At 73.7% G+C, this 23,576-nt stretch carries 17 protein-coding genes; 1 reads left to right on the forward strand and 16 read right to left on the reverse strand.

What is annotated here, in order from left to right; genetic code table 11:
* Window positions 1-62 precede the first annotated feature (62 nt).
* From GQS52_RS05935 to GQS52_RS06015, 16 genes are all read right to left on the reverse strand, one after another.
* Window positions 63-1,103: a sugar ABC transporter permease gene (locus tag GQS52_RS05935; RefSeq protein WP_182312027.1), complete on the reverse strand. Its 1,041-nt coding sequence runs from the start codon at window positions 1,101-1,103 to the stop codon at window positions 63-65.
* 148 nt (window positions 1,104-1,251) lie between these two features.
* Window positions 1,252-2,688 carry an N-acetylglucosamine/diacetylchitobiose ABC transporter substrate-binding protein gene (ngcE, locus tag GQS52_RS05940; protein ID WP_182312029.1) on the reverse strand — a complete coding sequence of 479 codons (1,437 nt, stop codon included), beginning with the start codon at window positions 2,686-2,688 and terminating at the stop codon, window positions 1,252-1,254.
* A 399-nt stretch (window positions 2,689-3,087) separates the two neighbouring features.
* The gene (locus GQS52_RS05945) at window positions 3,088-5,880 is read right to left on the reverse strand and encodes an aconitate hydratase (RefSeq protein ID WP_275946454.1); all 2,793 of its coding nucleotides are present in this window, start codon (window positions 5,878-5,880) and stop codon (window positions 3,088-3,090) included.
* 267 nt (window positions 5,881-6,147) lie between these two features.
* Window positions 6,148-7,584: an amino acid permease gene (locus GQS52_RS05950; RefSeq protein ID WP_182316243.1), complete on the reverse strand. Its 1,437-nt coding sequence runs from the start codon at window positions 7,582-7,584 to the stop codon at window positions 6,148-6,150.
* A 230-nt stretch (window positions 7,585-7,814) separates the two neighbouring features.
* Window positions 7,815-8,825, reverse strand: a complete 1,011-nt coding sequence (gene argF / locus GQS52_RS05955) for an ornithine carbamoyltransferase (protein ID WP_182312033.1) — start codon at window positions 8,823-8,825, stop codon at window positions 7,815-7,817.
* Between the two features lie 170 nt (window positions 8,826-8,995).
* A complete protein-coding gene (locus GQS52_RS05960) occupies window positions 8,996-10,225 on the reverse strand; it encodes an arginine deiminase (RefSeq protein WP_182312036.1) in 1,230 nt (409 codons plus the stop codon).
* 87 nt (window positions 10,226-10,312) lie between these two features.
* On the reverse strand, window positions 10,313-12,862 hold the full coding sequence (locus tag GQS52_RS05965) for a polynucleotide kinase-phosphatase (protein ID WP_182312039.1): 2,550 nt from the start codon (window positions 12,860-12,862) through the stop codon (window positions 10,313-10,315).
* On the reverse strand, window positions 12,859-14,490 hold the full coding sequence (locus GQS52_RS05970) for a 3' terminal RNA ribose 2'-O-methyltransferase Hen1 (protein ID WP_182312042.1): 1,632 nt from the start codon (window positions 14,488-14,490) through the stop codon (window positions 12,859-12,861). The genes GQS52_RS05965 and GQS52_RS05970 overlap by 4 nt, the downstream gene beginning before the upstream one ends.
* A 169-nt stretch (window positions 14,491-14,659) precedes the next feature.
* Window positions 14,660-15,583 (reverse strand): LLM class F420-dependent oxidoreductase, encoded by a 924-nt coding sequence (locus tag GQS52_RS05975; protein WP_182312045.1) that lies wholly within the window; start codon window positions 15,581-15,583, stop codon window positions 14,660-14,662.
* 31 nt (window positions 15,584-15,614) lie between these two features.
* On the reverse strand, window positions 15,615-16,586 hold the full coding sequence (egtD, locus tag GQS52_RS05980; protein WP_182312046.1) for an L-histidine N(alpha)-methyltransferase: 972 nt from the start codon (window positions 16,584-16,586) through the stop codon (window positions 15,615-15,617).
* Window positions 16,583-17,335 (reverse strand): ergothioneine biosynthesis protein EgtC, encoded by a 753-nt coding sequence (gene egtC, locus GQS52_RS05985; protein WP_182312048.1) that lies wholly within the window; start codon window positions 17,333-17,335, stop codon window positions 16,583-16,585. The genes egtD and egtC overlap by 4 nt, the downstream gene beginning before the upstream one ends.
* Window positions 17,335-18,633: an ergothioneine biosynthesis protein EgtB gene (gene egtB / locus GQS52_RS05990; protein ID WP_182316244.1), complete on the reverse strand. Its 1,299-nt coding sequence runs from the start codon at window positions 18,631-18,633 to the stop codon at window positions 17,335-17,337. Before egtB ends, egtC begins: the two co-directional genes overlap by 1 nt.
* Window positions 18,634-18,776: 143 nt before the next feature.
* On the reverse strand, window positions 18,777-20,186 hold the full coding sequence (gene egtA / locus GQS52_RS06000; protein ID WP_182312050.1) for an ergothioneine biosynthesis glutamate--cysteine ligase EgtA: 1,410 nt from the start codon (window positions 20,184-20,186) through the stop codon (window positions 18,777-18,779).
* 194 nt (window positions 20,187-20,380) lie between these two features.
* Entirely contained in the window at window positions 20,381-20,935 is a 555-nt protein-coding gene (locus tag GQS52_RS06005) for a DUF4383 domain-containing protein (RefSeq protein ID WP_182312052.1), read from the reverse strand.
* A 95-nt stretch (window positions 20,936-21,030) separates the two neighbouring features.
* Complete coding sequence (locus tag GQS52_RS06010) at window positions 21,031-21,495, reverse strand: DUF6099 family protein (RefSeq protein ID WP_182312054.1); 465 nt, start codon at window positions 21,493-21,495, stop codon at window positions 21,031-21,033.
* Between the two features lie 126 nt (window positions 21,496-21,621).
* On the reverse strand, window positions 21,622-21,954 hold the full coding sequence (locus tag GQS52_RS06015) for a nucleotide pyrophosphohydrolase (protein ID WP_182312056.1): 333 nt from the start codon (window positions 21,952-21,954) through the stop codon (window positions 21,622-21,624).
* A gap of 227 nt (window positions 21,955-22,181) precedes the next feature.
* Here GQS52_RS06015 and gltX point away from each other — a divergent pair, with 227 nt between their 5' ends.
* A complete protein-coding gene (gltX, locus tag GQS52_RS06020; protein ID WP_259371050.1) occupies window positions 22,182-23,546 on the forward strand; it encodes a glutamate--tRNA ligase in 1,365 nt (454 codons plus the stop codon).
* The last annotated feature ends 30 nt before the right edge of the window (window positions 23,547-23,576 follow it).

A 23,576-nucleotide genomic window follows, 5' to 3' on the forward strand; every position in this document is an offset into this window, starting at 1 on the left:
CGGTGCAGTCGATGGCGTCGGTGCCGTCGGTGGCGTCGGTGGCGTCGGTGGCGTCGGTGGCGTCAGAACTCGATCCGGTCGCGGCGGCGGCCCAGCGCCATGGCGGCCACGGCGAAGACCATCGTGACGGCCAGCAGGGCCACGCCGACCGCGGTGGCGTAACCCGCCTGGCCGTCGCGGAAGGCCCTCTTGTACAGGTACACCGGCAGCACCAGCGTCGAGTTGTCCGGCCCGCCCTGGTTGGTCGTCATGATGTACACGTAGGCGAAGGCGTCCAGCGCCATGATCCCCATGTACACCCAGCCCGTCTGCACGGTGTCGCGGATCAGCGGGAGGGTGACGCGGAAGAAGGTGGTCGCCCGGCCCGCGCCGTCCAGCAGGGCCGCCTCGTAGATCTCCCTGGGCACGGAGGCCATGGCCGCGGAGAACAGCACCACGTAGAAGCCCACGTTGGCCCACACCATGACCGCCATGACGCAGGCCATCGCCAGGTCCGGGTCGCCGAGCCAGTTCTGCTCCAGCGACTCCAGGCCGACTCCGGAGAGCACGCCGTTGAGCAGCCCGTCGGTGGGGCTGTAGACGTACTGCCACAGCACCGCGACGATCGCCACCGACAGCACCTGCGGGAAGAAGTAGACGACCTTGTAGAACCGCGAGCCCCCCACTCCCCCGACCACCGCGCCGCCGCGCCGCCGGCCGCCGACGTTGAGCATGAAGGAGAAGAACAGGCCCAGGCCCAGGGTGACCAGCGGCAGCACCAGCAGCAGCACCACGTTGTGCCACAGCGCCGTCAGGAACAGCTCGTCCTCGAGCAGCCGGGCGTAGTTGGCCAGCCCCACCATCGAGAAGTCCGCGGTGTAGCCGGTCCAGTCGGTCAGCGAGTAGTAGAAGGTCTGGAGGAAGGGCGAGACCACCAGGACCGCGTACAGGGCCACCGGCGCCGCCAGGAACCCGGCGACGAACCGGTACTCGGCCAGTCTGCGGCGGCGCGCGGGGTTCCCCGCGCGCCGGCCCCCGCCTCCCTTCCCCACCGCGCCCGCCACCGGGACCGGCCCCTTCGCCGTGGCCGCGGGGCTCCCCGCCGTCGCGCTCTCGCCCGCCATGTCCGCCCGCCTCCGTGGTGCGCCGGTGCCGCCGTCCGGGTGCCCGCCGGGCTCCGTGTGCCGGGAACCCGCCGGGCACCGTGTGCCGTGTGCCTGCCGTGTGCCGTGTGCCTGCCGTGTGCCGTGTGCCGTGCGCCGTGCGTCCGCCTCAGACGGTGAACTCGTACTTCTTCACCGAGTCGTCCTTCGCCAGGGCGTCGGCGTCCTTCTGGATGCGGGCGATCGCCTCGGCGGGCCGGATCCGGCCCGCCATCAGCTCGGCGAGGGCGCCGCCGACCTGCTCGCGGTGGAACTCCTTGTACCACTCGTCGATGCGCGGGACGAGGACGTTGTCGCCGGCGGCGTTGAGGACGGCGTTGGCCGAGGCCAGGCCGCTGGGCAGGTCCATGCCGTCGACCGCCCCCTTGACCGAGGTCAGGGAGGAGACCAGCTTCGCGAAGTTCTGCGCGGACTTCCTGCTCAGCATGATCCGCAGCAGTTCCATGCCGCCCGCGGCGTTCCTCGCCTGCTCCGGCACGGTGAACGGCTCCCCGGGGGAGGCCCAGACGGTCTCGAACGGCATCGCGTCGGAGGAGCCGAGGGAGGGGGGCGGGGCCACCGTCATGGCGAAGTCGGCCGGGGTGGTCTTCTTCGCCTCGTTCTCCACCCAGGAGCCGTTGGGGATGAACAGCGCCTTGCCCTTGGTCCACTCGGTCTGCGACTGGATGTGGTCCAGGCCCGGGGTGCCCTTGAGGACGTAGCCCTTGGCGGCCAGCTCGTAATAAGCCTCGAAGGCGTCCTTGACCGCGTCGTGCTTCCAGGCGTTCGGCTCCAGGTTGGCGATGTCCGCGAACACCTGCATGCCGCCGGCCTTGGCGATGAAGGGGTAGAAGGCGAAGGGGATGTAGTACGGGTGCTTGCCGGCGTAGGTCCAGCCCGCGATGCCCTTCTTCTTCGCCTTCGCGCACAGGGACATCATGGCGTCCCAGGTCCTGGGGTACTCCCAGTCGTTGTCCTCCAGCAGCTTCTTCGAGTGCCACAGGCCGTAGACGGTGAAGGCGTAGTTGAGGGTGTAGACCTCCTCGCCGCCGAACTTCCCGACCTCGATCGTGCTGGGGACCAGGGTGTCGCGGACCTTCACCGACGGGTCGTCGTAGGAGGGCGCGTCCAGCAGGGTGTTGAGGTCGGCGAGCTGGCCCTTGGCGGCCAGGGAGGCCACGTCCATCAGCTTGGCGCCGGAGTTGTCGATCAGGTCCGGCGGATTGCCGGCGACGAACCGCGGCTGCAGCAGGGGCTGGATCTCCTGGGTGGCCTTGTGCTTGATCTCGGCGCCGGGGAAGGCGGCGGCGTAGATCTTCTCGGCGTCCTTGGCGTACTGGTCGCCGAACCCGCCGTCGAAGATCACCACGTCCAGGGGCGCCTTCTCGTTGACCGCCAGGGGGTTCTTCGCGCTCCTGGTGCCCTTCTCGGCCTTCTCCCCGTCGCTGCCCCCGGACGCGCAGGCGGACAGCAGTCCGGAGGCCGGCACGGCGGCGAGGCCGATCGCCGCCGCACGCCTGATCAGGTCCCGTCGGCCGAAACCGTTCGTCGCGCTGGTGGATCCCATGCTCAAGTCCTCGCCTTCTCCAGGACCCGTGCGGCTCGCCGGAGCCGACGGCCGCTGCGGACAGCTGTGCAGAGACAGTGCGTGGTGCCGGTTGTCCCCCGGCAGGCGGGGACGTGCCCTGCGGCCGCAGTCGCGACCGCCCCTCCCCGTTCCCGCCGGTCCGCTTCCCGCGGCCTTCGGACGCGACAGGTATAGTCCACTCCTCGCCCGAGGGCAAGATCGGGGCCGGATTCGCGGCGTGCCGTTCCGGTCCGGGACCCGGGGACGGCGCCCCTTCGCACCCGGTGCGGAAACGGCCGGGGGCCGCGCCCCGTTCACCGGGACGCGGCCCCTGCCGCTCTTCGTGTTCACTTCTTGACGGCCCGGCAGGTTCTTCCCGCCCGCCGGGCCGCCCGGGTGCTACTTGCGGATCAGGCTGCGCAGCACGTACTGCATGATGCCGCCGTTGCGGTAGTAGTCCGCCTCGCCGGGGGTGTCGATGCGCACCACGGCGTCGAACTCGACGTCGCCCGCCTTCACCTTGACGGTGGCGGGGATGCCGCCCTCGTTGAGCGCGGTGATGCCGGTGATGGAGAAGGTCTCCTCGCCGGTCAGGCCGAGGGACTCGGCCGACGCGCCCTCGGGGAACTGCAGCGGCAGGACGCCCATGCCGATCAGGTTCGAGCGGTGGATGCGCTCGTAGGACTCGGCGACGACCGCCTTGACGCCGAGCAGCGCGGTGCCCTTGGCCGCCCAGTCGCGGGAGGAGCCGGAGCCGTACTCCTTGCCCGCCAGGATGACCAGCGGGATGCCGGCCGCCTGGTAGTTCTGCGAGGCGTCGTAGATGAACGACACCGGCGCGCCCTCGACGGTGAAGTCGCGGGTGTAGCCGCCCTCGGTGCCCGGCGCGATCTGGTTGCGCAGGCGGATGTTGGCGAAGGTGCCGCGGATCATGACCTCGTGGTTGCCGCGGCGCGAGCCGTAGCTGTTGAAGTCGCGGCGCTCGACGCCGTGCTCGGTGAGGTACTTGCCGGCCGGGGTGTCGGCCTTGATCGCACCGGCCGGGGAGATGTGGTCGGTGGTGACCGAGTCGCCCAGCTTGGCCAGGACCCGCGCGCCGGTGATGTCCTCGACCGGGGTCGTCTCCATCGTCATGCCCTCGAAGTACGGGGGCTTGCGCACGTAGGTGGACTGCGGGTCCCACTCGAAGGTGTCGCCGGTCGGGATCGGCAGCGCCTGCCACTGGGCGTCGCCCGCGAAGACGTCCCGGTAGGAGGTGGCGAACATGTCCTCGCCGATGGCGGAGGCGACGACCTCGTTGACCTCCTGCTCGGAGGGCCAGATGTCCTTCAGGAAGACCGGGTTGCCGTCCTTGTCGGTGCCCAGCGCCTCCTTGGTGATGTCCACCTTCATGGAGCCCGCGATGGCGTACGCGACGACCAGCGGCGGGGAGGCCAGGTAGTTCATCTTGACGTCGGGGTTGATCCGGCCCTCGAAGTTGCGGTTGCCGGAGAGCACCGAGGTGACGGCCAGGTCGTTGTCGTTGACGGCCTTGGAGACCTCCTCCGGCAGCGGGCCGGAGTTTCCGATGCAGGTGGTGCAGCCGTAGCCGACGAGGTTGAAGCCCATCTTGTCGAGGTACGGCGTCAGGCCCGCGCGGTCGTAGTAGTCCATGACGACCTTGGAGCCCGGGGCGAGGGTGGTCTTGACCCACGGCTTGCTGGTCAGGCCCTTCTCGACCGCCTTCTTGGCCACCAGGGCGGCGGCGACCATGACGTACGGGTTCGAGGTGTTGGTGCAGGAGGTGATGGCCGCGACGGTCACCGCACCGTGGTCGATCTCGTAGGTGGAGCCGTCGGGGGCGGTCACGGTCACCGGGTTGGACGGGGCACCGGAGGCGGAGCCGCCCGCGTGCTGCGGGGCGCCCGCGCCGTTCTCCTGGTGGCCGTAGGCCGGGGCGTCCGAGGCCGGGAAGGACTCGTCGCTCGCCTCGTCGACCGGGGAGGCCGCGGTCTGCTCCTGGGCCGGGGCGTCGGCCACGTAGTTGCGCACGTCCCGCGCGAACTGCTCGGCGGCCTCGGCCAGGACGATGCGGTCCTGCGGGCGCTTCGGGCCGGCGATGGAGGGGACGACGGTGGAGAGGTCGAGCTCCAGCTTCTCGGAGAAGTCGGGCTCGGCGGCCGGGTCGAGCCAGAGGCCCTGCTCCTTGGCGTACGCCTCGACGAGCGCGACCTGCTGCTCGGAGCGGCCGGTCAGGCGCAGGTAGTTCAGGGTCTCGCCGTCGATCGGGAAGATCGCGGCGGTGGAGCCGAACTCCGGCGACATGTTGCCGATGGTGGCGCGGTTGGCCAGCGAGGTGGCGGCGACGCCCTCGCCGTAGAACTCGACGAACTTGCCGACCACGCCGTGCTTGCGCAGCATCTCGGTGATGGTCAGCACCAGGTCGGTGGCGGTGGTGCCGGTGGGCAGCTCGCCGGTCAGCTTGAAGCCGACGACGCGCGGGATGAGCATGGAGACCGGCTGGCCGAGCATCGCGGCCTCGGCCTCGATGCCGCCGACGCCCCAGCCCAGGACGCCCAGGCCGTTGACCATGGTGGTGTGCGAGTCGGTGCCCACCAGGGTGTCGGGGTACGCCTGGCCGTTGCGGACCATGACGGTGCGGGCCAGGTGCTCGATGTTGACCTGGTGCACGATGCCGGTGCCCGGCGGGACGACCTTGAACTCGTCGAAGGCGGTCTGGCCCCAGCGCAGGAACTGGTAGCGCTCCTTGTTGCGGCCGTACTCCAGCTCGACGTTCTGCGCGAACGCCTCCGGGGTGCCGAAGCGGTCGGCGATGACCGAGTGGTCGATGACCAGCTCGGCCGGTGCCAGCGGGTTGATGCGCGACGGGTCGCCGCCGAGCTCCTTGACGGCCTCGCGCATGGTGGCGAGGTCGACCACGCACGGCACGCCCGTGAAGTCCTGCATGATCACGCGGGCGGGCGTGAACTGGATCTCCTGGCTGGGCCGGGCGCTCGCGTCCCAGTTGCCCAGCGCGCGGATGTGGTCGGCGGTGATGTTCGCGCCGTCCTCGGTGCGCAGGAGGTTCTCCAGCAGCACCTTGAGGCTGTAGGGGAGGCGCGCGGAGCCCTCCACCTTGTCCAGCCGGAAGATCTCGTACGACTCGTCGCCCACGCGCAGCGTGCTGCGGGCGTCGAAGCTGTTCGCGGACACGACAGTCTCCTTCATCAAGTGCGCGTACCGGCCACAATCCTGCCGACACTTCCCGGAGGCCGTCGGGCAGGGTCGCCCCGGGTGGGGATGCCCCGCCCCGCTCCCGGGCCGTGGGGTACGCCTCGGCAGATATCTCGATGTCGAGATAACCCTAGTGCATCATCCCGCCACTGGCGACGCCGGGCCCGGGGGACGTCCGCCCCCGGGCTGCTACCCCCGGGGCGGGCGGTCTCACCGCCTCCCGCGAAACACACCGTCCCGGCCGCGTCAGCCGGCGCCCGGGGCGGGGGCGTCCCCGGCGCCCCCGGCGTCCAGGCGGGAGCGGCTGCGGCTGTAGGCGAAGTACACGGCCGCGCCCGCCGCCAGGTAGGCGGCGAACTGGAGCCAGGTCGCCGCGCCCAGGCCGTGCACCAGGTACAGGCAGAAGCCGAAGCCCAGGAGGGGGCTGAGGGGGTACAGCGGGACGGTGAACCCGCGCCGCAGGTCCGGGCGGGTACGGCGCAGCAGCGGCACGCACAGGTTGACCACGGCCATCAGGGCCAGGGTCCCGATGGTGGTGAGGTTGACCACCACGTCCAGGGGGAGGAACGCGGCGGGCAGGGCGAAGACCGCGGCCACGATCCAGGTGTTGGCGACCGGCGCGGCGGTGCGCGGCGAGACGCGCTCGAAGACGCGCGGCACCAGGCCGTCGCGGGACATCGACATCAGGATGCGGGTCTGCCCGTACATGACGGCGAGCACCACCGAGGCGATGGCCACCACCGCGCCGAAGGAGACGACGGCCGCGCCGGCGCCCGAGCCGGTGACCCGGTCGACGATGACGGCGAGCGCTGCGGGGGTGCCCGCGATCTCGTCGGCCGGCATGGCGCCCAGGGCGGCCACCGCGACCAGGCAGTACAGCGCGGTGACCACGCCGATGCAGATCAGGATGGCCAGGGGGATGTTGCGGCGCGGGTTGCGCACCTCCTCGCCGGCGGTGGAGATCGCGTCGAAGCCGATGTAGGAGAAGAAGGCCAGTGACGCCCCGGCCCCGATCCCGGCGAGGCCGTGCGGGGAGAACGGGACGAGGTTGCCGGCGTCGAAAGCGGTCAGGGCGACGGCGCAGAAGACGACGAGGACACCGATCTTGATCACGGCCATGACCGCGGTGGCCCGGGCGCTCTCGCGGACACCGCGCACCAGCAGGACCGCGGCCATGGCGATCACGGCGACGGCGGGCAGGTTGACCGCGCCGCCGTCCCCGGGGGCGCCCGAGAGGGAGGCGGGCAGCTGCACGCCGGTGACCGCGCCGAGGAGCTCGTTGAGGTACTGGCTCCAGCCGACCGCGACCGCGGAGACGGACACGCCGTACTCCAGCAGCAGGCACCAGCCGACGAGGAAGGCGACCAGCTCCCCCATGGTCGCGTAGGCGTAGGCGTAGGAGCTTCCGGAGACGGGGATCGCCGACCCCAGCTCGGCGAAGGAGAAGGCGGTGAACACGCAGGTGACCGCCGCCAGCACGAAGGAGACGATCACCGCGGGCCCCGCCTCGGGGACGGTGTCGGCGAGGACGACGAAGATGCCGGTGCCCACGATGGCGCCGATGCCGAAGCACAGGAGCTGGAAGAGCCCCATGGTGCGCTGGAGGCCGTGGCCCTCCAGGTCGGCGCCGGACTCGGCGACGAGCCGCTCCGGGGACTTGGTGCGGAAGGGCGAGTGCCGCATGGGGTGGTTCACTTCCTGGTGGTGCCGGTGGTGCCGGTGGTGCCAATGGTGCCGCGCGGGTACGGGTGGGCCGCGCGGGCGGAGGGGGCCGGGCCGGTCGGGCCCGGACCCCCGCGGTTGCCGTTTCGTGCCGACGGCTGCGGGTGGATCTGCAGGGCCGGCGGGGTGCACGAGGGGCCGCCGGCCGACGGGGCCGGCCGGCGGAGGGCCGGCCGGGGTGGCGGGACCGGTCAGGCGGCCGGGCCGGCCAGGGTGGCGACGAGGACGGCCTTGATGGTGTGCATGCGGTTCTCGGCCTCGTCGAAGACGACGGAGTGCCCGGACTCGAAGACCTCGTCGCTGACCTCGAGGTGGGTCAGGCCGTGCCGGGCGTGGATCTCGCGGCCGACGGCGGTGCCCAGGTCGTGGAAGGCCGGCAGGCAGTGCATGAACTTCACCTCCGCGTTGCCGGTGGCGCGCAGGACGTCCGTGGTGACGGCGTAGGGGCGCAGCGCCTCGATCCGCTCGTCCCAGACCTCCTTGGGCTCGCCCATGGAGACCCACACGTCGGTGGCGACGAAGTCGGCCCCGGCGACGCCGGCGGCGACGTCCTCGGTGAGGGTGATGCGCGCGCCGGTGGAGGCGGCGATCCTCTCGGCCTCGGCGACGACGGACGCCTCCGGCCGGTACGCGGCCGGGGCGACGATGCGCACGTCCCAGCCGAGGAGGGCGCCGGTGACCAGGTAGGAGTTGCCCATGTTGTAGCGGGCGTCGCCCAGGTAGGCGAAGGAGACCTCGTCGAGCGGCTTGGCGGTGTGCTCGGTGACGGTGAGGACGTCGGCGAGCATCTGGGTGGGGTGCCACTCGTCGGTCAGGCCGTTCCAGACGGGGACGCCGGCGTGGGCCGCCAGCTCCTCCACGATCTCCTGGCCGTGGCCGCGGTACTCGATGCCGTCGAACATCCGGCCGAGGACGCGCGCGGTGTCCCTGATGGACTCCTTGTGGCCGATCTGGGATCCGGCCGGGTCGAGGTAGGTGGTGGAGGCGCCCTGGTCGTGGGCGGCGACCTCGAAGGCGCAGCGGGTACGGGTGGAGGTCTTCTCGAAGACCAGGGCGATGTTGCGGCCCTCCAGGCGCCGGACCTCGGTGCCGGCGCGCTTGGCGGCCTTGAGGTCCGCGGCGAGCCGCACGAGACCGCGGAACTCCTCCGGGGTGAAGTCCAGCTCCTTGAGGAAGTGTCGGCCGGTGAGGTCGATCGCCATCGTCGGGGCTCCCTGGGTCGCGTCGCGGAAGGGTCGGGGAAGAAGAATTCCGGAAGTCTATACGATGGCCGGTATTCCTATGCATGGGTGGTCCGCCGCATCCGCACAGGCGGCCCGCCGCGCGCACCGCACGCCCCGGGCCCGCGCGGGATCCCCGCCCGGGCGGCGTGTCACCCGGGCACGGGGTCCCGTTCGACCGGGCAGCTCATGCACCGCGGGCCGCCGCGCCCCCGGCCCAGCTCGCTGCCCGGGATCGTGATCACCTCGATGCCCCGCTTGCGCAGGTACGTGTTGGTGGTGACGTTGCGCTCGTAGGCCACCACCACCCCCGGCTCCACCGCCAGCACGTTGCACCCGTCGTCCCACTGCTCGCGCTCGGCGGCGTGCACGTCCTGGGTGGCGGTGAGCACCCGGATGCCGTCCAGCCCCAGCGCCGCGGCGATCGCCCGGTGCATGTGCTCGGGCGGGTGGTCGGTGACCTTCAGGTCGTCCTCCTCCGCGCCCGGCTCGATCGTGTAGGAGCGCAGCATGCCCAGGCCCGCGTACTGGGTGAAGGTGTCCCCGTCGATCATCGTCATCACCGTGTCCAGGTGCATGAACGCCCTGGTCTTGGGCATGTCCAGCGCCACGATGGTGCGCGCCGACCCGGCCCGGAACAGGCCCCGCGCCAGCATCTCCACCGCCTGCGGGGTGGTGCGCTCGCTCATCCCCACCAGGACCGCGCCGTTGCCGATCACCAGCACGTCCCCGCCCTCTATGGTCGACGGGTACGCGGCCTGCCCCTCGGACCACACGTGGAAGCCGCCGCCCGCGAACAGCGGGTGGTACCGGTAGACCGCCTCGTAGTGCACGGTCTCGTGCCAACGGGCCGGCCAGCGCATCGCGTTGATGCTCACCCCGTCGTACACCCAGGCCGAGGCGTCCCGGGTGAACAGGTGGTTGGGCAGCGGGGCGAGCAGGAAGTCGTCCGGCTCCATGGCGTGGAAGCGCACCGAGGCCGGCTCGGAGTGGCCGGCGAGGAACTCCCGCTTGGTCATCCCTCCGATCAGGTGCTCCACCAGCTCCTCGGCCGGCAGCCCCTCGAACGCCTCGCGCAGGGGCCCGGTGGCCATCGGGCCGTACTCCTTCTCGTCGAGGACCCGGTCCAGGACCGACGCCCGCGCCTGGGGCACCTGCAGGGTCTCGCGCAGCAGGTCGCCGAGCAGGTGCACCTCCACCCCGCGGTCGCGCAGCACGTCCGCGAAGGCGTCGTGCTCGGCGCGGGCACGGCGCACCCACAGCACGTCGTCGAACAGCAGCGCGTCCTTGTTGGTGGGGGTGAGGCGCTTCAGCTCCAGGTCCGGGCGGTGCAGGACGACCCTGCGCAACCGCCCGGCCTCGGAATCGACGTGGAAGGTCATGGTTTCATCCTGGCCCGCGGCGCCGCCCCTCAACCAGCCGGACGGCCACCGGGCCGGAAGGGAACGGCGGAACGGCCGCGGCGGCGGTCACAGCCGGGGGTCCACCGGCTCGGACTCCAGGGCCAGCACCGCGAACACCGCCTCGTGCACCCGCCACAGCGGCTCGCCGGCCGCGAACCGCTCCAGCGCCTCCAGCCCGAGCGCGTACTCGCGCAGCGCCAGGGACCGCTTGTGCCCCAGGGAGCGGGAGCGCAGCCGGGCCAGGTTCTCCGGGCGCGTGTACTCCGGCCCGTAGACGATCCGCAGGTACTCGCGGCCCCGGCACTTGATCCCCGGCTGCACCCGCCCGCCCGGGACCGGGCGGAGCGGCTTGACGACCATGCCCTCGCCGCCCGCCTCCGTCAGCTCCGTCCACCACCGCACGCCCTCGGCCACCGACGCCTCGTCGCCGGTGTCGACCACCAGGCGCCGGGTCGGGGCCAGCAGGCCGGTGCGGTCGTGCTCGACCATGCGGTCGACCACGGCCAGCTGCTCGTCGTGGGGCAGCCCGGCCAGGCTGCGCCCCCGGGCGGCCAGGACCTGGAACGGCGCCAGCCGGGCCCCCTCCGTCCCGTCGGTCTCCCAGCAGTAGCGCCGGTAGGCGTCGGTGAACGCGCGGGCGTCCGCCGCCCGCCGGCGCTGCGCCTCCAGCAGGCCGCCGACGTCCGCCCCGCGGGCCTTCGCGGCCTCCAGCGCGGCCAGCGCGCCGGGGAAGGCCGCGCCGGAGGCGGCGCCGACCGCCGCGTACTGGGTGCGCAGCAGGCCGGACGCCTTGAGCGACCACGGCATCAGCTCGGCGTCCAGCAGCAGCCAGTCGGTGTCCAGCTCCTCCCACAGGCCCGCGCCGCCGACGGCCGCGCGCACCCGCTCCAGCAGCGCCTCGCAGGCTGCCGGGTCGTCGAAGAACGGGCGGCCGGTGCGGGTGTACACGGTGCCGGTCGTCCCCCCGGGGGCGTCGAAGGCGCCGCGGGCCGCCTTCTCGTCGCGGCACACCAGCACCACCGCGCGCGAACCCATGTGCTTCTCCTCGCACACCACCTGCCGCACGCCGTCGGCGAGGTGGGCGGCGAACACTTCGGCCGGGTGCTCCAGCCAGCCGTCCAGCCGCGAGGTGGGGCAGGGGGCCATCGTCGGCGGCAGGTAGGGCAGCATCCGCGGGTCGACCGCGAAGCGGCTCATCACCTCCAGCGCGGCCGCCGCGTTCTCCTCCCGCACCGCGATTCGCCCGGCGTACCGGGTCTCCACGGTCCTGCGGCCCACGACGTCGCGCAGGTCGAGCGGGCGGCCGTCCGTCCCGCCGGGGGCGTCGGGGACCAGCGGGCGCACCGGCTCGTACCAGACCCGCTCCGCCGCCACCTCGACGGTCTCGCGCTCCGGCCAGCGCAGCGCGGTCAGCTTCCCGCCGAAGACGCAGCCGGTGTCCAGGCAGATGGTGTTGTTCACCCAGGACGCGACCGGGGTGGGGGTGTGCCCGTAGACCACGGCCGCGCCGCCGCGGTACTCCTCCGCCCACGGGTAGCGCACCGGCAGGCCGTACTCGTCGGTCTCGCCGGTGGTGTCCCCGTAGAGCGCGAAGGAACGCACCCGGCCCGAGGTGCGGCCGTGGTACTTCTCCGGCAGGCCGGCGTGGCAGACCACCAGGGCGCCGCCGTCGAGCACGTAGTGGCTGACCAGTCCGTCGAGGAACGCGCGGACCCGCTCGGTGAACTCCCCGCTCTCGCGGCCGAACTGCTCGATCGTCTCGGCCAGGCCGTGGGTGGGCCGCACCGAGCGGCCCCTCAGGTGGCGGGCGAACTTGTTCTCGTGGTTGCCGGGCACGCACAGCGCCGTCCCCGCCTCGACCATGCCCATGACCAGCCGCAGCACGCCGGGGCTGTCCGGGCCCCGGTCGACCAGGTCGCCGACGAAGACGGCGGTACGGCCGGCCGGGTGGCGGGCGCCGACGGCCCGGCCGTCCCCGTCCCGCTCGACGGTGTAGCCGAGGCGGCCGAGCAGCGTCTCCAGCTCGGAGCGGCAGCCGTGGACGTCTCCGACGACGTCGAACGGGCCGGTCAGGTGCCGCAGGTCGTTGTAGCGCTTCTCGGTGGTGATCCGGGCCGCCTCCACCGCCTCCGTCCCGCGCAGCACGTGCACCTTGCGGAACCCCTCGCGCTCCAGGGAGCGCAGGGAACGGCGCAGTTCGCGCTGCTGGCGCGGGACCACGTGGGCGGGCATGCCGGCCCGGTCCGGGCGGGCCGCGTTGCGCCCGGCGCAGACGTCCTCCGGCACGTCGAGGACGATCGCCACCGGCAGCACGTCGTGCTCGCGGGCGATGCGGACCAGCGCCTTGCGGGACTCGGACCGGACGTTGGTGGCGTCGACGACGGTCAGCCGGCCGGCGGCCAGGCGCTTCGCGGTGATGTAGTGCAGGAGGTCGAAGGCGTCGCCGGAGGCGCTCTGGTCGTTCTCGTCGTCGCTGACCATGCCGCGGCAGGCGTCGGAGGAGACGACCTGGGTGGGCAGGAAGTGGCGGCGGGCGAAGGTGGACTTCCCCGAACCGCTGGAGCCGATCAGGACCACCAGGGACAGGTCGGGCACGGCCAGGGTGTTCGTCGTCATGCCGCGGCCTCCTCGTTCTTCTCGGTGCGGTCGGTGCGGTCGGTGCGCTCCGTGCGGTCGGTGCGCTCCGTGCGGTCGGTGCGCTCCGTGCGGTCGGTGGTGACGGCGGGTGCGGGGGCGCCGCGGGTGAAGGCGGCGAGCTGGGTGGGCGGGCCGACCTCCGGGTCGTCCGGGCCCACTGGGCCGAAGGCGACCGTGTAGCCGTACTGCGCGGCCGTGCGCTCCGCCCAGTCGCGGAACTCCCCCCGGGTCCACTCGAAGCGGTGGTCGTGGTGGCGGACGCGGCCGGCCGGCAGGGACTCCCAGCGCACGTTGTACTCGCGATTGGGCGTGGTCACCACGACCGTGTGCGGGCGGGCGGCGCCGAAGACGGAGTGCGCCAGGGCCGGGAGGCGGGGCGGGTCGACGTGCTCGACCACCTCGCTGAGCACGGCCGCGTCGTAGCCCGCCAGCCGCTCGTCGGTGTAGGCGAGCGAGCCCTGCAGCAGCCGCACCCTGGACGCCTGGCGCTCCGTCATCCGGTCCAGCCGCAGGTTCCGGGCCGCGTACGACAGCGCCCGCGCCGAGACGTCCATGCCGACGACCTCGGTGAACCGGGGGTCCTTCAGCAGCTCCGAGACCAGCCGCCCCTCGCCGCAGCCGAGGTCGAGGACCCGGCGGGCGCCGGCGGCGCGCAGGGCCTCCAGCACCGCGGCACGGCGCTGCTCGGCGAGCGTGGCGGGACGGCCGTCGGGCGCGGTGCCGTCGGAGGGGGCGTCGGCGTCGGGGGAGGTGCCGGCGTCGGGGGAGGTATCGGCGTCGGGGGCCGCGTTGTCGTCGGGGACCGCGTTGTCCAGCGTCTCCGGCTCGGTGTCGTCGGCCTCGGCGAGCCGTGCCAGCTCCAGCCGCTGGTGCGCCTGCCGGGTGAGGGCACGGCGGCGGGCCAGGTAGCGACGGGTGATCAGATCCCGTTCCGGGTGGGCCTCCAGCCAGCCGGAGCCGGAGCGCAGCAGTTTGTCGACCTCGTCGGGGGCGACCCAGTAGTGCTTGGCGTCGTCGAGGACGGGCAGCAGCACGTACAGGTGGCGCAGGGCGTCGGACAGCCGCTGCTCGCCGGTGAGCACCAGGCTCACGTAACGCGAGTCGCCCCACTGCGGGAACTGCTCGTCCAGGGCGACCGGTTCGGCCTCCACCTGCCAGCCCAGCGGTTCGAGGAGCGCGCGCACGAGGCCGGCGCCGCCGCGGGCGGACAGTGCCGGGATCTCGATGCGCAGCGGCAGCGGGGCGGCCGCCCGCTCCGGCATGGCGTTGCACCGGCCGTGCATGGCCGTGGAGAAGACAGCGGCGATCGCGACGGCGAACAGCGAGGACGCCGCGTAGGGGCGGTCGTTGACGTACTGGGCGAGCGCGGAGTCCGGCGCGCCGCCGCGTCCCCTGCCCTTGCCCCTGCGCACCAGCGCCACGGGGTCGACCTCCAGCAGCAGCGCCGCGGTGCAGCGTTCGGGGGTCGCCTCCGGGTAGAAGACGTGGGCCCGCCCGTGGGAGGTGGAGAACGCCTGGACCTTGTCCGGATGCTTGTGGAGCAGGAAGCCCAGGTCGGTCGCGGGCGCGCCCGCGTCGGTCGCGGTGGTGCTGATCGTCAGGAACACGAGTGCGAGTATCACGGCGGAGTGTCCGCGGATCCCACCGGTTTTCCCGGACGGGAAACGCCCCGCACCCCCGCTCCCGCACCCGCCACCGCCGCGCCAGGCCTGCGGCACGGGGCCGGCCGGCCCGGAGCGGGGGCGGGCGCGGAGGTCCGGGCGGGATCCGGGCGGTTCAGCCCAGCTGGGGCATGACCCGGGAGGAGACCAGCTCCAGGTGGTCCAGGTCCTGCAGGTCGAGGATCTGGAGGTAGACGCGGGAGGAACCGGCCTCGGCGAAGCGGCCGATGCGGTCCACGATCTCGTCCGGGGTGCCGGCCAGTCCGTTGGCGCGCAGTTCGTCGGGCTCGCGGCCGATGGCGGCGGCGCGGCGGGCGACCTCCGCCTCGTCCTTGCCCGCGCACACCACGAGGGCGTTGGAGTACACCAGCTCGCCGGGGTCGCGGCCCAGCTCCTGCGCCGCGGCGCGGACCCGGCCGAACTGCCGCTCGGTGTCCTCGACGGAGGCGAAGGGGATGTTGAACTCGTCGGCGTAGCGGGCGGCGAGCCTCGGGGTGCGGGTCGGGCCGTGGCCGCCGATCAGCACCGGGATCCTCTCCTGGACCGGCTTGGGCAGCGCGGGCGAGTCCTTGAGCGTGTAGTACTTCCCCTCGTGGTCGAACGTCTCGCCCACCGGCGTCCTCCACAGTCCGGTGATGACGGCGAGCTGCTCCTCCAGCCGGGCGAACTTGTCCTTGGGGAAGGGGATGCCGTAGGCGGTGTGCTCCGCCTCGAACCATCCCGCCCCCAGGCCGAACTCGACCCTGCCGCCCGACATCTGGTCGACCTGGGCGACCTGGATGGCCAGCGGGCCGGGGAGCCGGAAGGTGGCCGCGGTCATCAGGGTGCCGAGCCGGATGCGGCTGGTCTCGCGGGCCAGCCCCGCCAGGGTGATCCAGGCGTCCGTGGGGCCGGGCAGACCGTCGACGTCGCCCATCTTCAGGTAGTGGTCGGAGCGGTAGAAGGCGTCGAAGCCCAGGTCCTCGGCGGCCCTGGCGACCCGCAGGAGGGTGTCGTAGGTGGCGCCCTGCTGGGGCTCGGTGAAGATACGGAGATCCATGCCTCCATCCTGCAACGTCCGGGCCGGGCCGTCAGACCGGCTCGGACAGGGAGAGGCCGAAGCGGCCGGCGTCGTCGGTCCACCAGTGGCGCAGGGCCAGGCCCGCGGCGGCCAGTTCGCGTTCCACGCCCTCGCGGCGGAACTTGGCCGAGACCTCGGTGCGCATCTCCTCCCCCGCCTCGAAGGCGACGGCCAGGTCCAGGGCGGGGATCTTGGCGGTGAGGGCGGAGCGGGCGCGCAGCCGCATCTCGATCCACTCGTTCGCGGGGTCCCACACGGCGACGTGGTCGAAACCGCCGGGGTCGAAGTCCGCGCCGAGCTCCCGGTTGATCACGTGCAGCACGTTCTTGTCGAACTCGGCGGTCACACCGGCGGCGTCGTCGTAGGCGGCCACCAGGACGGCCGGGTCCTTGACCAGGTCGGTGCCCATCAGCAGCGCGTCCCCGGGGGCGAGGCCGGCGCGCACCGAGCTCAGGAAGGCGGCCCGTTCCGCGGGCAGCAGGTTGCCGACCGTGCCGCCCAGGAAGGCCACCAGGCGCGGCCCGGGCGTGCCGGGGAGGCCCAGGTCGCCCTGGAAGTCGGCCACCAGGGCGTGCACGGCCAGGTCGGGGTAGTCGGCGAGGAGGGCCCCGGCGGCCTGCTCCAGGGCCGACTCGCTGACGTCCACCGGCGTGTAGGCGCGCAGCGTGCCGGCGCCGCGCAGCGCGTCGATGAGCAGGCGGGTCTTCTCCGACGAGCCGGAGCCCAGTTCGACGAGGGTGCGGGCCCCGGTGGCGGCGGCGACCGCGGGGGCGCGGGCGGCGAGGATCTCGCGCTCGGCGCGGGTGGGGTAGTACTCGGGCAGCCGGGTGATCCGCTCGAACAGCTCGCTGCCTCGGGCGTCGTAGAACCACTTGGGCGGCAGCTGCTTGGGGTCGGAGGTCAGGCCCGCGAGCACGTCGTGGCGCAGGGCGGCGGCGGTGGCGTCGGCGGGCAGGCGTCGGGTGAGGGTGAACTCGCTCACGGCTGCGGCTCCTTCAGGGGGGTGAGCTGGAGGTCGTCGGGGCCGGCGACGAGCAGGGTGCGGTCCGGGACGGCCGTCCAGTCGTCCGCGTCGTCGTGGGGCTCGGAGGCGACGGTGATGCCGCCGCCGGGGTCCCTGCGGTGGTAGAGGGTGTCGCCCCAGGTGGTGGCGGTGATCGAGACGCCGTCGGTGAGCAGCAGGTTCAGCCTGCCCCCGCAGTGCGCGGCCAGGTCGGCCACCGTCCCGGCCAGTGCGTCGCCCGGCGGCGCGCCGCGGCGCAGCCGGTGCAGCACCATCGCCCACACCAGGGCGGAGTCGGTGCGCGAGTCGACGGCGAGGAGTTCGGCCACCGGGAGGGCGGCCGCCGCGGCCGCCACCGACTCCGGCCATCCGGGCAGGGTCCCGTTGTGGCTGAACAGCCAGGGGCCGGCCGCGAACGGGGCCGCGGCGCTCTCCCCCGGCGCGGTGCCGTCGGTGGCGGAGCGGACGGCGGCCAGCACGCAGCGGCTGCGCACCACCCGGGCCAGGTCGGGCAGGGCGGCGTCGGCCCAGGCGGGGCCCGTCCTGCGGTAGCGGGCGGGCACGGGGTCGCCGTCGGCGTACCAGCCGACGCCGAAGCCGTCGGCGTTGACCGTGCCGTGGCGCTGCCGGCGCGGCGCCCAGGACTGCCGCAGCAGGCTGTGCGGGGGGTCGGTGACGACCTCGCGCAGGGCGACGGCGGGCCCCAGGTAGGCCAGGTGACGGCACATCAGTCGTTCTCCGCGTCACGGGCGGTCCGGAAGCCGGAGAAGATCTGCCGGCGCACCGGGTGGTCCCAGTTGCGGAAGGTGCCGCGCACGGCGACCGGGTCGGCGGCGAACGACCCGCCGCGCAGGACCTTGTAGTCGCCGCCGAGGAAGACCGCGCTGTACTCGTCGTACGGCCACGCCGCGAAACCCGGGTAGGGGTCGAAGCCGCTGGAGGTCCACTCCCACACGTCGCCGATCAACTGGCGCACCCCCAGGGGGGAGGCGCCGGCCGGGTAGCTGCCGGCCGGCGCGGGCCGCAGGTGCCGCTGGCCGAGGTTGGCGTGCTCGGGACCGGGGTCGGCGTCGCCCCACGGATGGCGCCGGGAGCGGCCGGTGGCCGGGTCGTGGCGGGCCGCCTTCTCCCACTCGGCCTCGGTGGGCAGCCGCCGCCCGGCCCAGCGGGCGTAGGCGTCGGCCTCGAACCAGCTGACGTGCAGCACAGGCTCGTCACCGGGCACGGGCTCGGTGACGCCGAAGCGGCGGCGCAGCCACGTCCCGCCGTCACGCCGCCAGAACAGCGGGGCGGACAGGCCGGCCTGCTGCCGGTGCTCCCAGCCGCGCGGGGTCCACCAGCGCGGGTCGTCGTAGCCGCCGTCGTCGATGAACTCCCGGTAGGCGGCGTTGGTGACCGGGACGGTGTCGATGAGGAAGGCGTCGAGGTGCACGGCGTGGGCCGGGCGCTCGTTGTCCAGGGCCCACGGCTCGGTGGAGGTGCCCATGGTGAACGGACCGGCGGGGACGAGGACCTCGGCGGGCAAGGACGCCGCGTCGGCCGGGGCGGGGGGCGGGGGCGGCGCGTCCAGGACCGCGGGTCCGCGGCGCAGCTGGTGGGTGATCAGCATCGTCTCGTCGTGCTGCTGCTCGTGCTGGGCGACCATGCCGAACACGAAGGCGCCGTCGAGGAGGCGGCTGCCCTCCAGGGGGACCCGTTCCAGCAGGTCCATGACACGGCCGCGCACCTCGCCGGAGTAGGCGCGGGCCCGGTCGGGGGGCAGCAGCGGCAGGGAGGGGCGTTCGGCCCGGGGGTGCTCGAAGGCGTCGTAGAGGGAGTCGACCTCGGGCGGGAAGACGGGGTCGTGGCCGGCGACGGACCGCAGCAGCCACTGCTCCTCCTGGTTGCCGACGTGGGCCAGGTCCCACACCAGGGGCGACATCAGCGGGGAGTGCTGGGCGGTCAGCTCGCGGGCGTCGACGCAGTCGGTCAGGGCGCGGGTGCGGTCCCGGGCGGCGGCGAACACCTCGGCCACGCGCTGCCGCAGGGCGTCGCCGTACGGCCCGTCCGCGGGAGCAGGAGCGGGGGCGGGAGTGGGAGAAGGTGCGGGGGCGGCGTGCGGAGAAGTGGGAGCGGCTGCGGGCGGAGGGGCGGAGGGGTCGGCGGGGGCGGGGCGGGGGTCGGCCACGGTCAGCTCTCCTTCCCGGTGGGGGACGGCGGGGCGGCCGGGCCGGCCGGCCGCGCGGGCACGGGGCGGCCCTCACGGCCGGTGACGGCGTCGAGCAGGTCGTCGGCGGGGCACCGGCCGCGGGCGACGTGGCGTTCGGCGAACGCGGCCACCAGGGCGCGGATCCGTGGCGGGGCGCCGAGGCGGGGCAGCGCCCCGCCCACCGCCTCGAAGCACTCCTGGGCGGCACGGCGCAGGGCGGGGTCGGTGAGGCCGTTCCGGGCGGCCCGCAGCCACAGGCCGTCCCGGGGGCCGCCGGGGTCGGCAGCACCGGTGGGGGCTGCGGGACGGGCAGGGCCGTCCTCGGCGAGCTCCCCCACCGCGCGGGCGGCCGCCGCGTTGGCGAGGGGGTCGTCGAAGAGGGCCGCGACCACCGCGACCGGCACGATCCACCCGTCGTCCCCGGGCTGGGCGTCGATCATGCGCAGTTCCAGGTGGCCCTGCGGCCGTACCGGGGGGAAGAGGGTGGTCAGGTGGTAGCGCAGGTCGTCCAGGGTGGGCAGCCTTCCGGCGGGGCTGCGGGCGCCGTCGGCGATCCAGCGGCGGAAGGTCAGCCCCGCCGGGACGGTCCACGGGCGGTGCGCGCCGCCGCGCACGCACATCACCGGCGCGTCGAGTGCGTACCGGGCCCACGCCCCGCGGGGGTCGCGGAGCGGGCGGGGGGCCAGGGTGCGGTCGGGGTCGATCCGGGACCACACCGCCTGGCGGGTGGAGCGCCAGCCGGTGGGGCGGCCCTCCCGCAGCGGCGAGTTGGCGAACGCGGCGACCAGTACGGGGCCGAGCCGGTGGGCGAGCCGCCAGCGGGCGGCGAAACCGGTGGGACCGCCGTCCGCGGTGCCCGCGTCCAGGCATACCTGCACGGAGGCGGTGCTGCACATCATCGCCCGGCCGGCCGGGCCGAAGCGGTCGAAGTAGGACTCCATCGCCGCGTAGCGGGGGAGGTCGAGGACCCGTCGGGGCGGGCGCCAGGGGTCGTGGCCGTGGCCGTGGACGCGAAGGCCGCGGTCCTGCAGCAGGCCGCGGACGGCGGCCAGGTCGGCGGCGGTGTCGGCGACCAGGTCGGCGAGGGAGGGGGCGGGACGGGAGCTGAGCTCGATCTGCCCGCCCGGCTCGCGGCTGAACGCGGCTGCGAGGGGGAGCCGGGAGAGGTCGTCGGCGGCCGCGGCGAGCGCGGCGGGGCCGAGCGGGCGGGCCGGGTCGTCGGCCCCGTGCAGGAACCACTCCAGTTCGGTGCCGATGCGCGTGGGCGGTCCGGTCTTGAAGCAGATGCCGTGCACGTACTCCTCCGCCTGCGCCTCGGTGAGGACGCCCTCGGTTCCGGGCGTCGGCGCGGCGGGCGGCGGGTCCTCCGTACGGGGTCTGGTGACGCTCATGCGGCGGTGCCTCCCGTCGTCTGGGTCTGCCCCTCCAATGCACCACGGGAGCCCCCGGGGCGCACACGATCGTTCTGCTCTGTTGGGTTTTGTGGATCCGGGTCGGGGACCGTCCCCCGGCGGACGGCGTTCCGCCGCCCGCACGTCTTCCCTGCGTGCGGGCGGCGAAACGGGGCCGGACCGGTCCTGCGGGGTCAGCGTCCACGCCCCTCCGGCAGGGCGGAGACCGGACGGCGGGACCGGCCCACCGCCGCGCGCGCCGCACGGACCTCGTCCTCGCGGGCGGCCTGCTCGGGGTGGCGGCTCCTCCAGTAGGGGTTGTCGTGCGGCAGTCCGCCGCTGACCCGGCCGTACATCCCGAAGGTGAGGATCAGCAGGCCCATGACGAAGCTGAAGATCACATTCGGCATGCGGAAGGCGAGGACGTTGAACGAGGTCTCCATCAGGGCCAGGTTCACGAAACCGCTCAGGATGAACGCCGAGCCCACCGCCATGTTGAGGGTGGAGGCGACGTTGCCCCCGACGACGGCGCCCGCGACCAGCAGCAGGCCGACGACCACCGAGACGAGGCTGAGCAGTCCGTTGCTGGACAGCCCGGCGACCGTCTGCCCGTCGGTGTCGAAGAAGGCCAGCCGGTCGGCGAAGCCGAGGGTTCCGAAGACCAGGAGGACGACGCCGCAGAAACCTGCGCCGAACCGGTAGACGGTGGCCAGCGGGTGGTCCTTGGGAAGTCCGTGCTCGGGGTTCATCTCTGCCTCCGCGGAGGTTTGCCGGATTCATCACCTTTGCCCCCAGCATGGGCGGCGCGGGCACCCCCGACAAGTCGCACAGTTTGTGCGTCGTTTCACCCCGCGCGCCCCAGGACGGGACGGCCGCAGCGCCCGAGGAGGCGCGCCACCTCCTCGCGGGACTCGGACACGGCGTCCACCGCGTCGACGCACCCGGCATGGGCCTGCTCGTCCTCCAGGGCGCAGGCCACCGCCAGCAGGGCCGCCCCGGCCTCGGCCAGCAGGGCGTCCAGGGCGCGGAGCGCGCCGGCCGGGTCGCGCATCCGCGACAGCCTCGCCGCACGCACCGGGCAGCCGCGCGCCCCGGCGTGGCGCCGGTGCAGCCCGGCGCAGGCGCGGCCGGCGGTCTCGCCCAGCGAGAGCGCGGCGTCCTTCAGCTCCGCGGGCCCGTACAGGGACAGGTGGCCGCCCACCGCCTCCGCCAGGGCCTGCGCCTGCCACGCCTCCTCGGCCACGTCGCCCGCTCCCCGGGCGTGGGCCAGCGCGTGCCGGGCCGCCTCCACCAGTGCCGTCGCGTCCATCGCGCACTCCCCGTTCCCGTTCCGGGCGGCTCCGCGCCGCCCGGAACCACTGTCGGGCCCGGCGGGCGGCCCGTCACCCCCCGCCTGCGCCGCGGTGGACGACCACCCCGCCTGTGGACAAACCGCTCACCCCTGCGGGTGAGGGCGGGGGAAGCGCTGCTCGTTCCGCCCGATCTTGGCGGCCAGCGCCCGCAGCGGGTCCACCCCCAGGGCCCCGCAGAACTGCAGCAGGTAGGCGAGCACGTCGGCGACCTCGTCCTCCACCCGCCCGGCCAGGTCCGCGTCCTCCATGACCCGGGCCGACTCCTCCGGGGTGAGCCACTGGAAGACCTCCAGCAGCTCCGACGCCTCCACGCTCAGCGCGGCGGCGAGGTTCTTGGGCGTGTGGTAGGGCTGCCAGTCGCGGGCCGCCGCGAACTCCGCGAGGCGGCGCTGCAGCGCGTACAGATCGTCGGTCACGGTCCAGGTCTACCGCACCCGCGGCCCGCGCCCGGAGCGCCCCGGCGGCGAGCACACCCGCCGGGGCCGGGCACGGACCGGACGGACGGCCCCCCGGGCGGCGGGGCGGCCGGCGCCCGGGCCCCCGGCCGGCCGGGCGGGGGCCCGGGCGGGCGCCCGGCATCGGTACGCTTGCGAACATGTCTACCGCTCCTGTTCGTGTTCGTTTCGCCCCCTCCCCCACCGGGATGTTCCATGTCGGCGGCGCCCGCTCCGCCCTCTACAACTGGGCCGTCGCCCGGCAGTCGGGCGGGAAGTTCGTCCTGCGGATCGAGGACACCGACGCGGCCCGCAACAAGCCGGAGTGGATCGACGGCATCATCAGCGCGCTCGCGTCGATCGGGATCTCCGACGCCGACCCGGCCTTCGAGGGCCCGTTCTTCCAGTCCCACAACGCGGACCGGCACCGCGAGGCCGCCCTCCGCCTCCACAGCGAGGGGCGCGCCTACTACTGCGACTGCACCCGCGAGCAGCTGCAGGAGCGGACCGGGTCCCAGCAGCTCGGCTACGACGGCTTCTGCCGGGAGCGCGGACTGGAGCAGGCGGAGGGCCGGGCACTGCGCTTCCGCACCCCCGACGAGGGCGCGACGACGGTCGTGGACCTGATCCGCGGGGAGCCGTCCTTCCCGAACTCCGCAATCGAGGACTTCGTCGTCGCGCGCGGCGACGGCTCCCCCGTCTTCCTGCTCGCCAACGTGGTCGACGACATCGACGAGGGCATCACCGAGGTGATCCGGGGCGAGGAGCACCTGTCGAACACCCCCAAGCAGCAGCTGCTGTGGGAGGCGCTCGGCGCCACGCCCCCGGTGTGGGCGCACCTGCCGGTCATCGTGAACGAGAAGCGGCAGAAGCTCTCCAAGCGCCGGGACAAGGTCGCGCTGGAGGACTACCTGTCCGAGGGCTACCTGCCCGGGGCGATGGTCAACTACCTGATGCTGCTCGGCTGGGGCCCCGGCGACGACGTCGAGATCCGCCCGTACGAGGAGCTGGAGCGGATGTTCCGGGTCGAGGACGTGAACACCTCCCCGGCCTTCTTCGACGTGAAGAAGCTGACGGCCTTCAACGGCGAGTACATCCGCGCGATGCCGCCGGAGGAGTTCGCCGAGGCGTGCCGGCCGTGGCTGCGCGAGCCGTACGCCACCTGGCGTCCGGAGGCGTACGACGAGTCCGTCTTCGCGAAGCTGGCGCCGCTGGCGCAGACCCGGCTGTCCGTGCTGGGGGAGATCACCCGGTACGTGGACTGGGCCTTCCTCGACGAGGCGCCCGAGGACGAGGCGTCGTGGGCGAAGGCCATGAAGCCGGGTGCCGGGGCGATCCTCAAGGACACCCGCGAGCGCTGCGTCACGGCGGACTGGGACGCCGACTCCCTCAAGGCCGTGCTGGAGGAGGTGGCCGCCGCCCACGGACTGAAGCTGGGCAAGGCCCAGGCGCCGGTGCGCGTCGCCGTGACGGGCCGCACGGTCGGCCTGCCCCTGTTCGAGTCGCTGGAGATCCTGGGCCGCGAGCGGGTCCTGGCCCGGCTGGACGCCGCGTCGGCGAAGCTCGGGGAGTGACCCCGGCCGGCCTGCCCCGCACCCCGCGGG

Origin of the sequence: Streptomyces sp. SCUT-3, assembly GCF_014083985.1 — a bacterium.
In the GTDB taxonomy this organism is placed as follows: domain Bacteria; phylum Actinomycetota; class Actinomycetes; order Streptomycetales; family Streptomycetaceae; genus Streptomyces_H; species Streptomyces_H thermolineatus.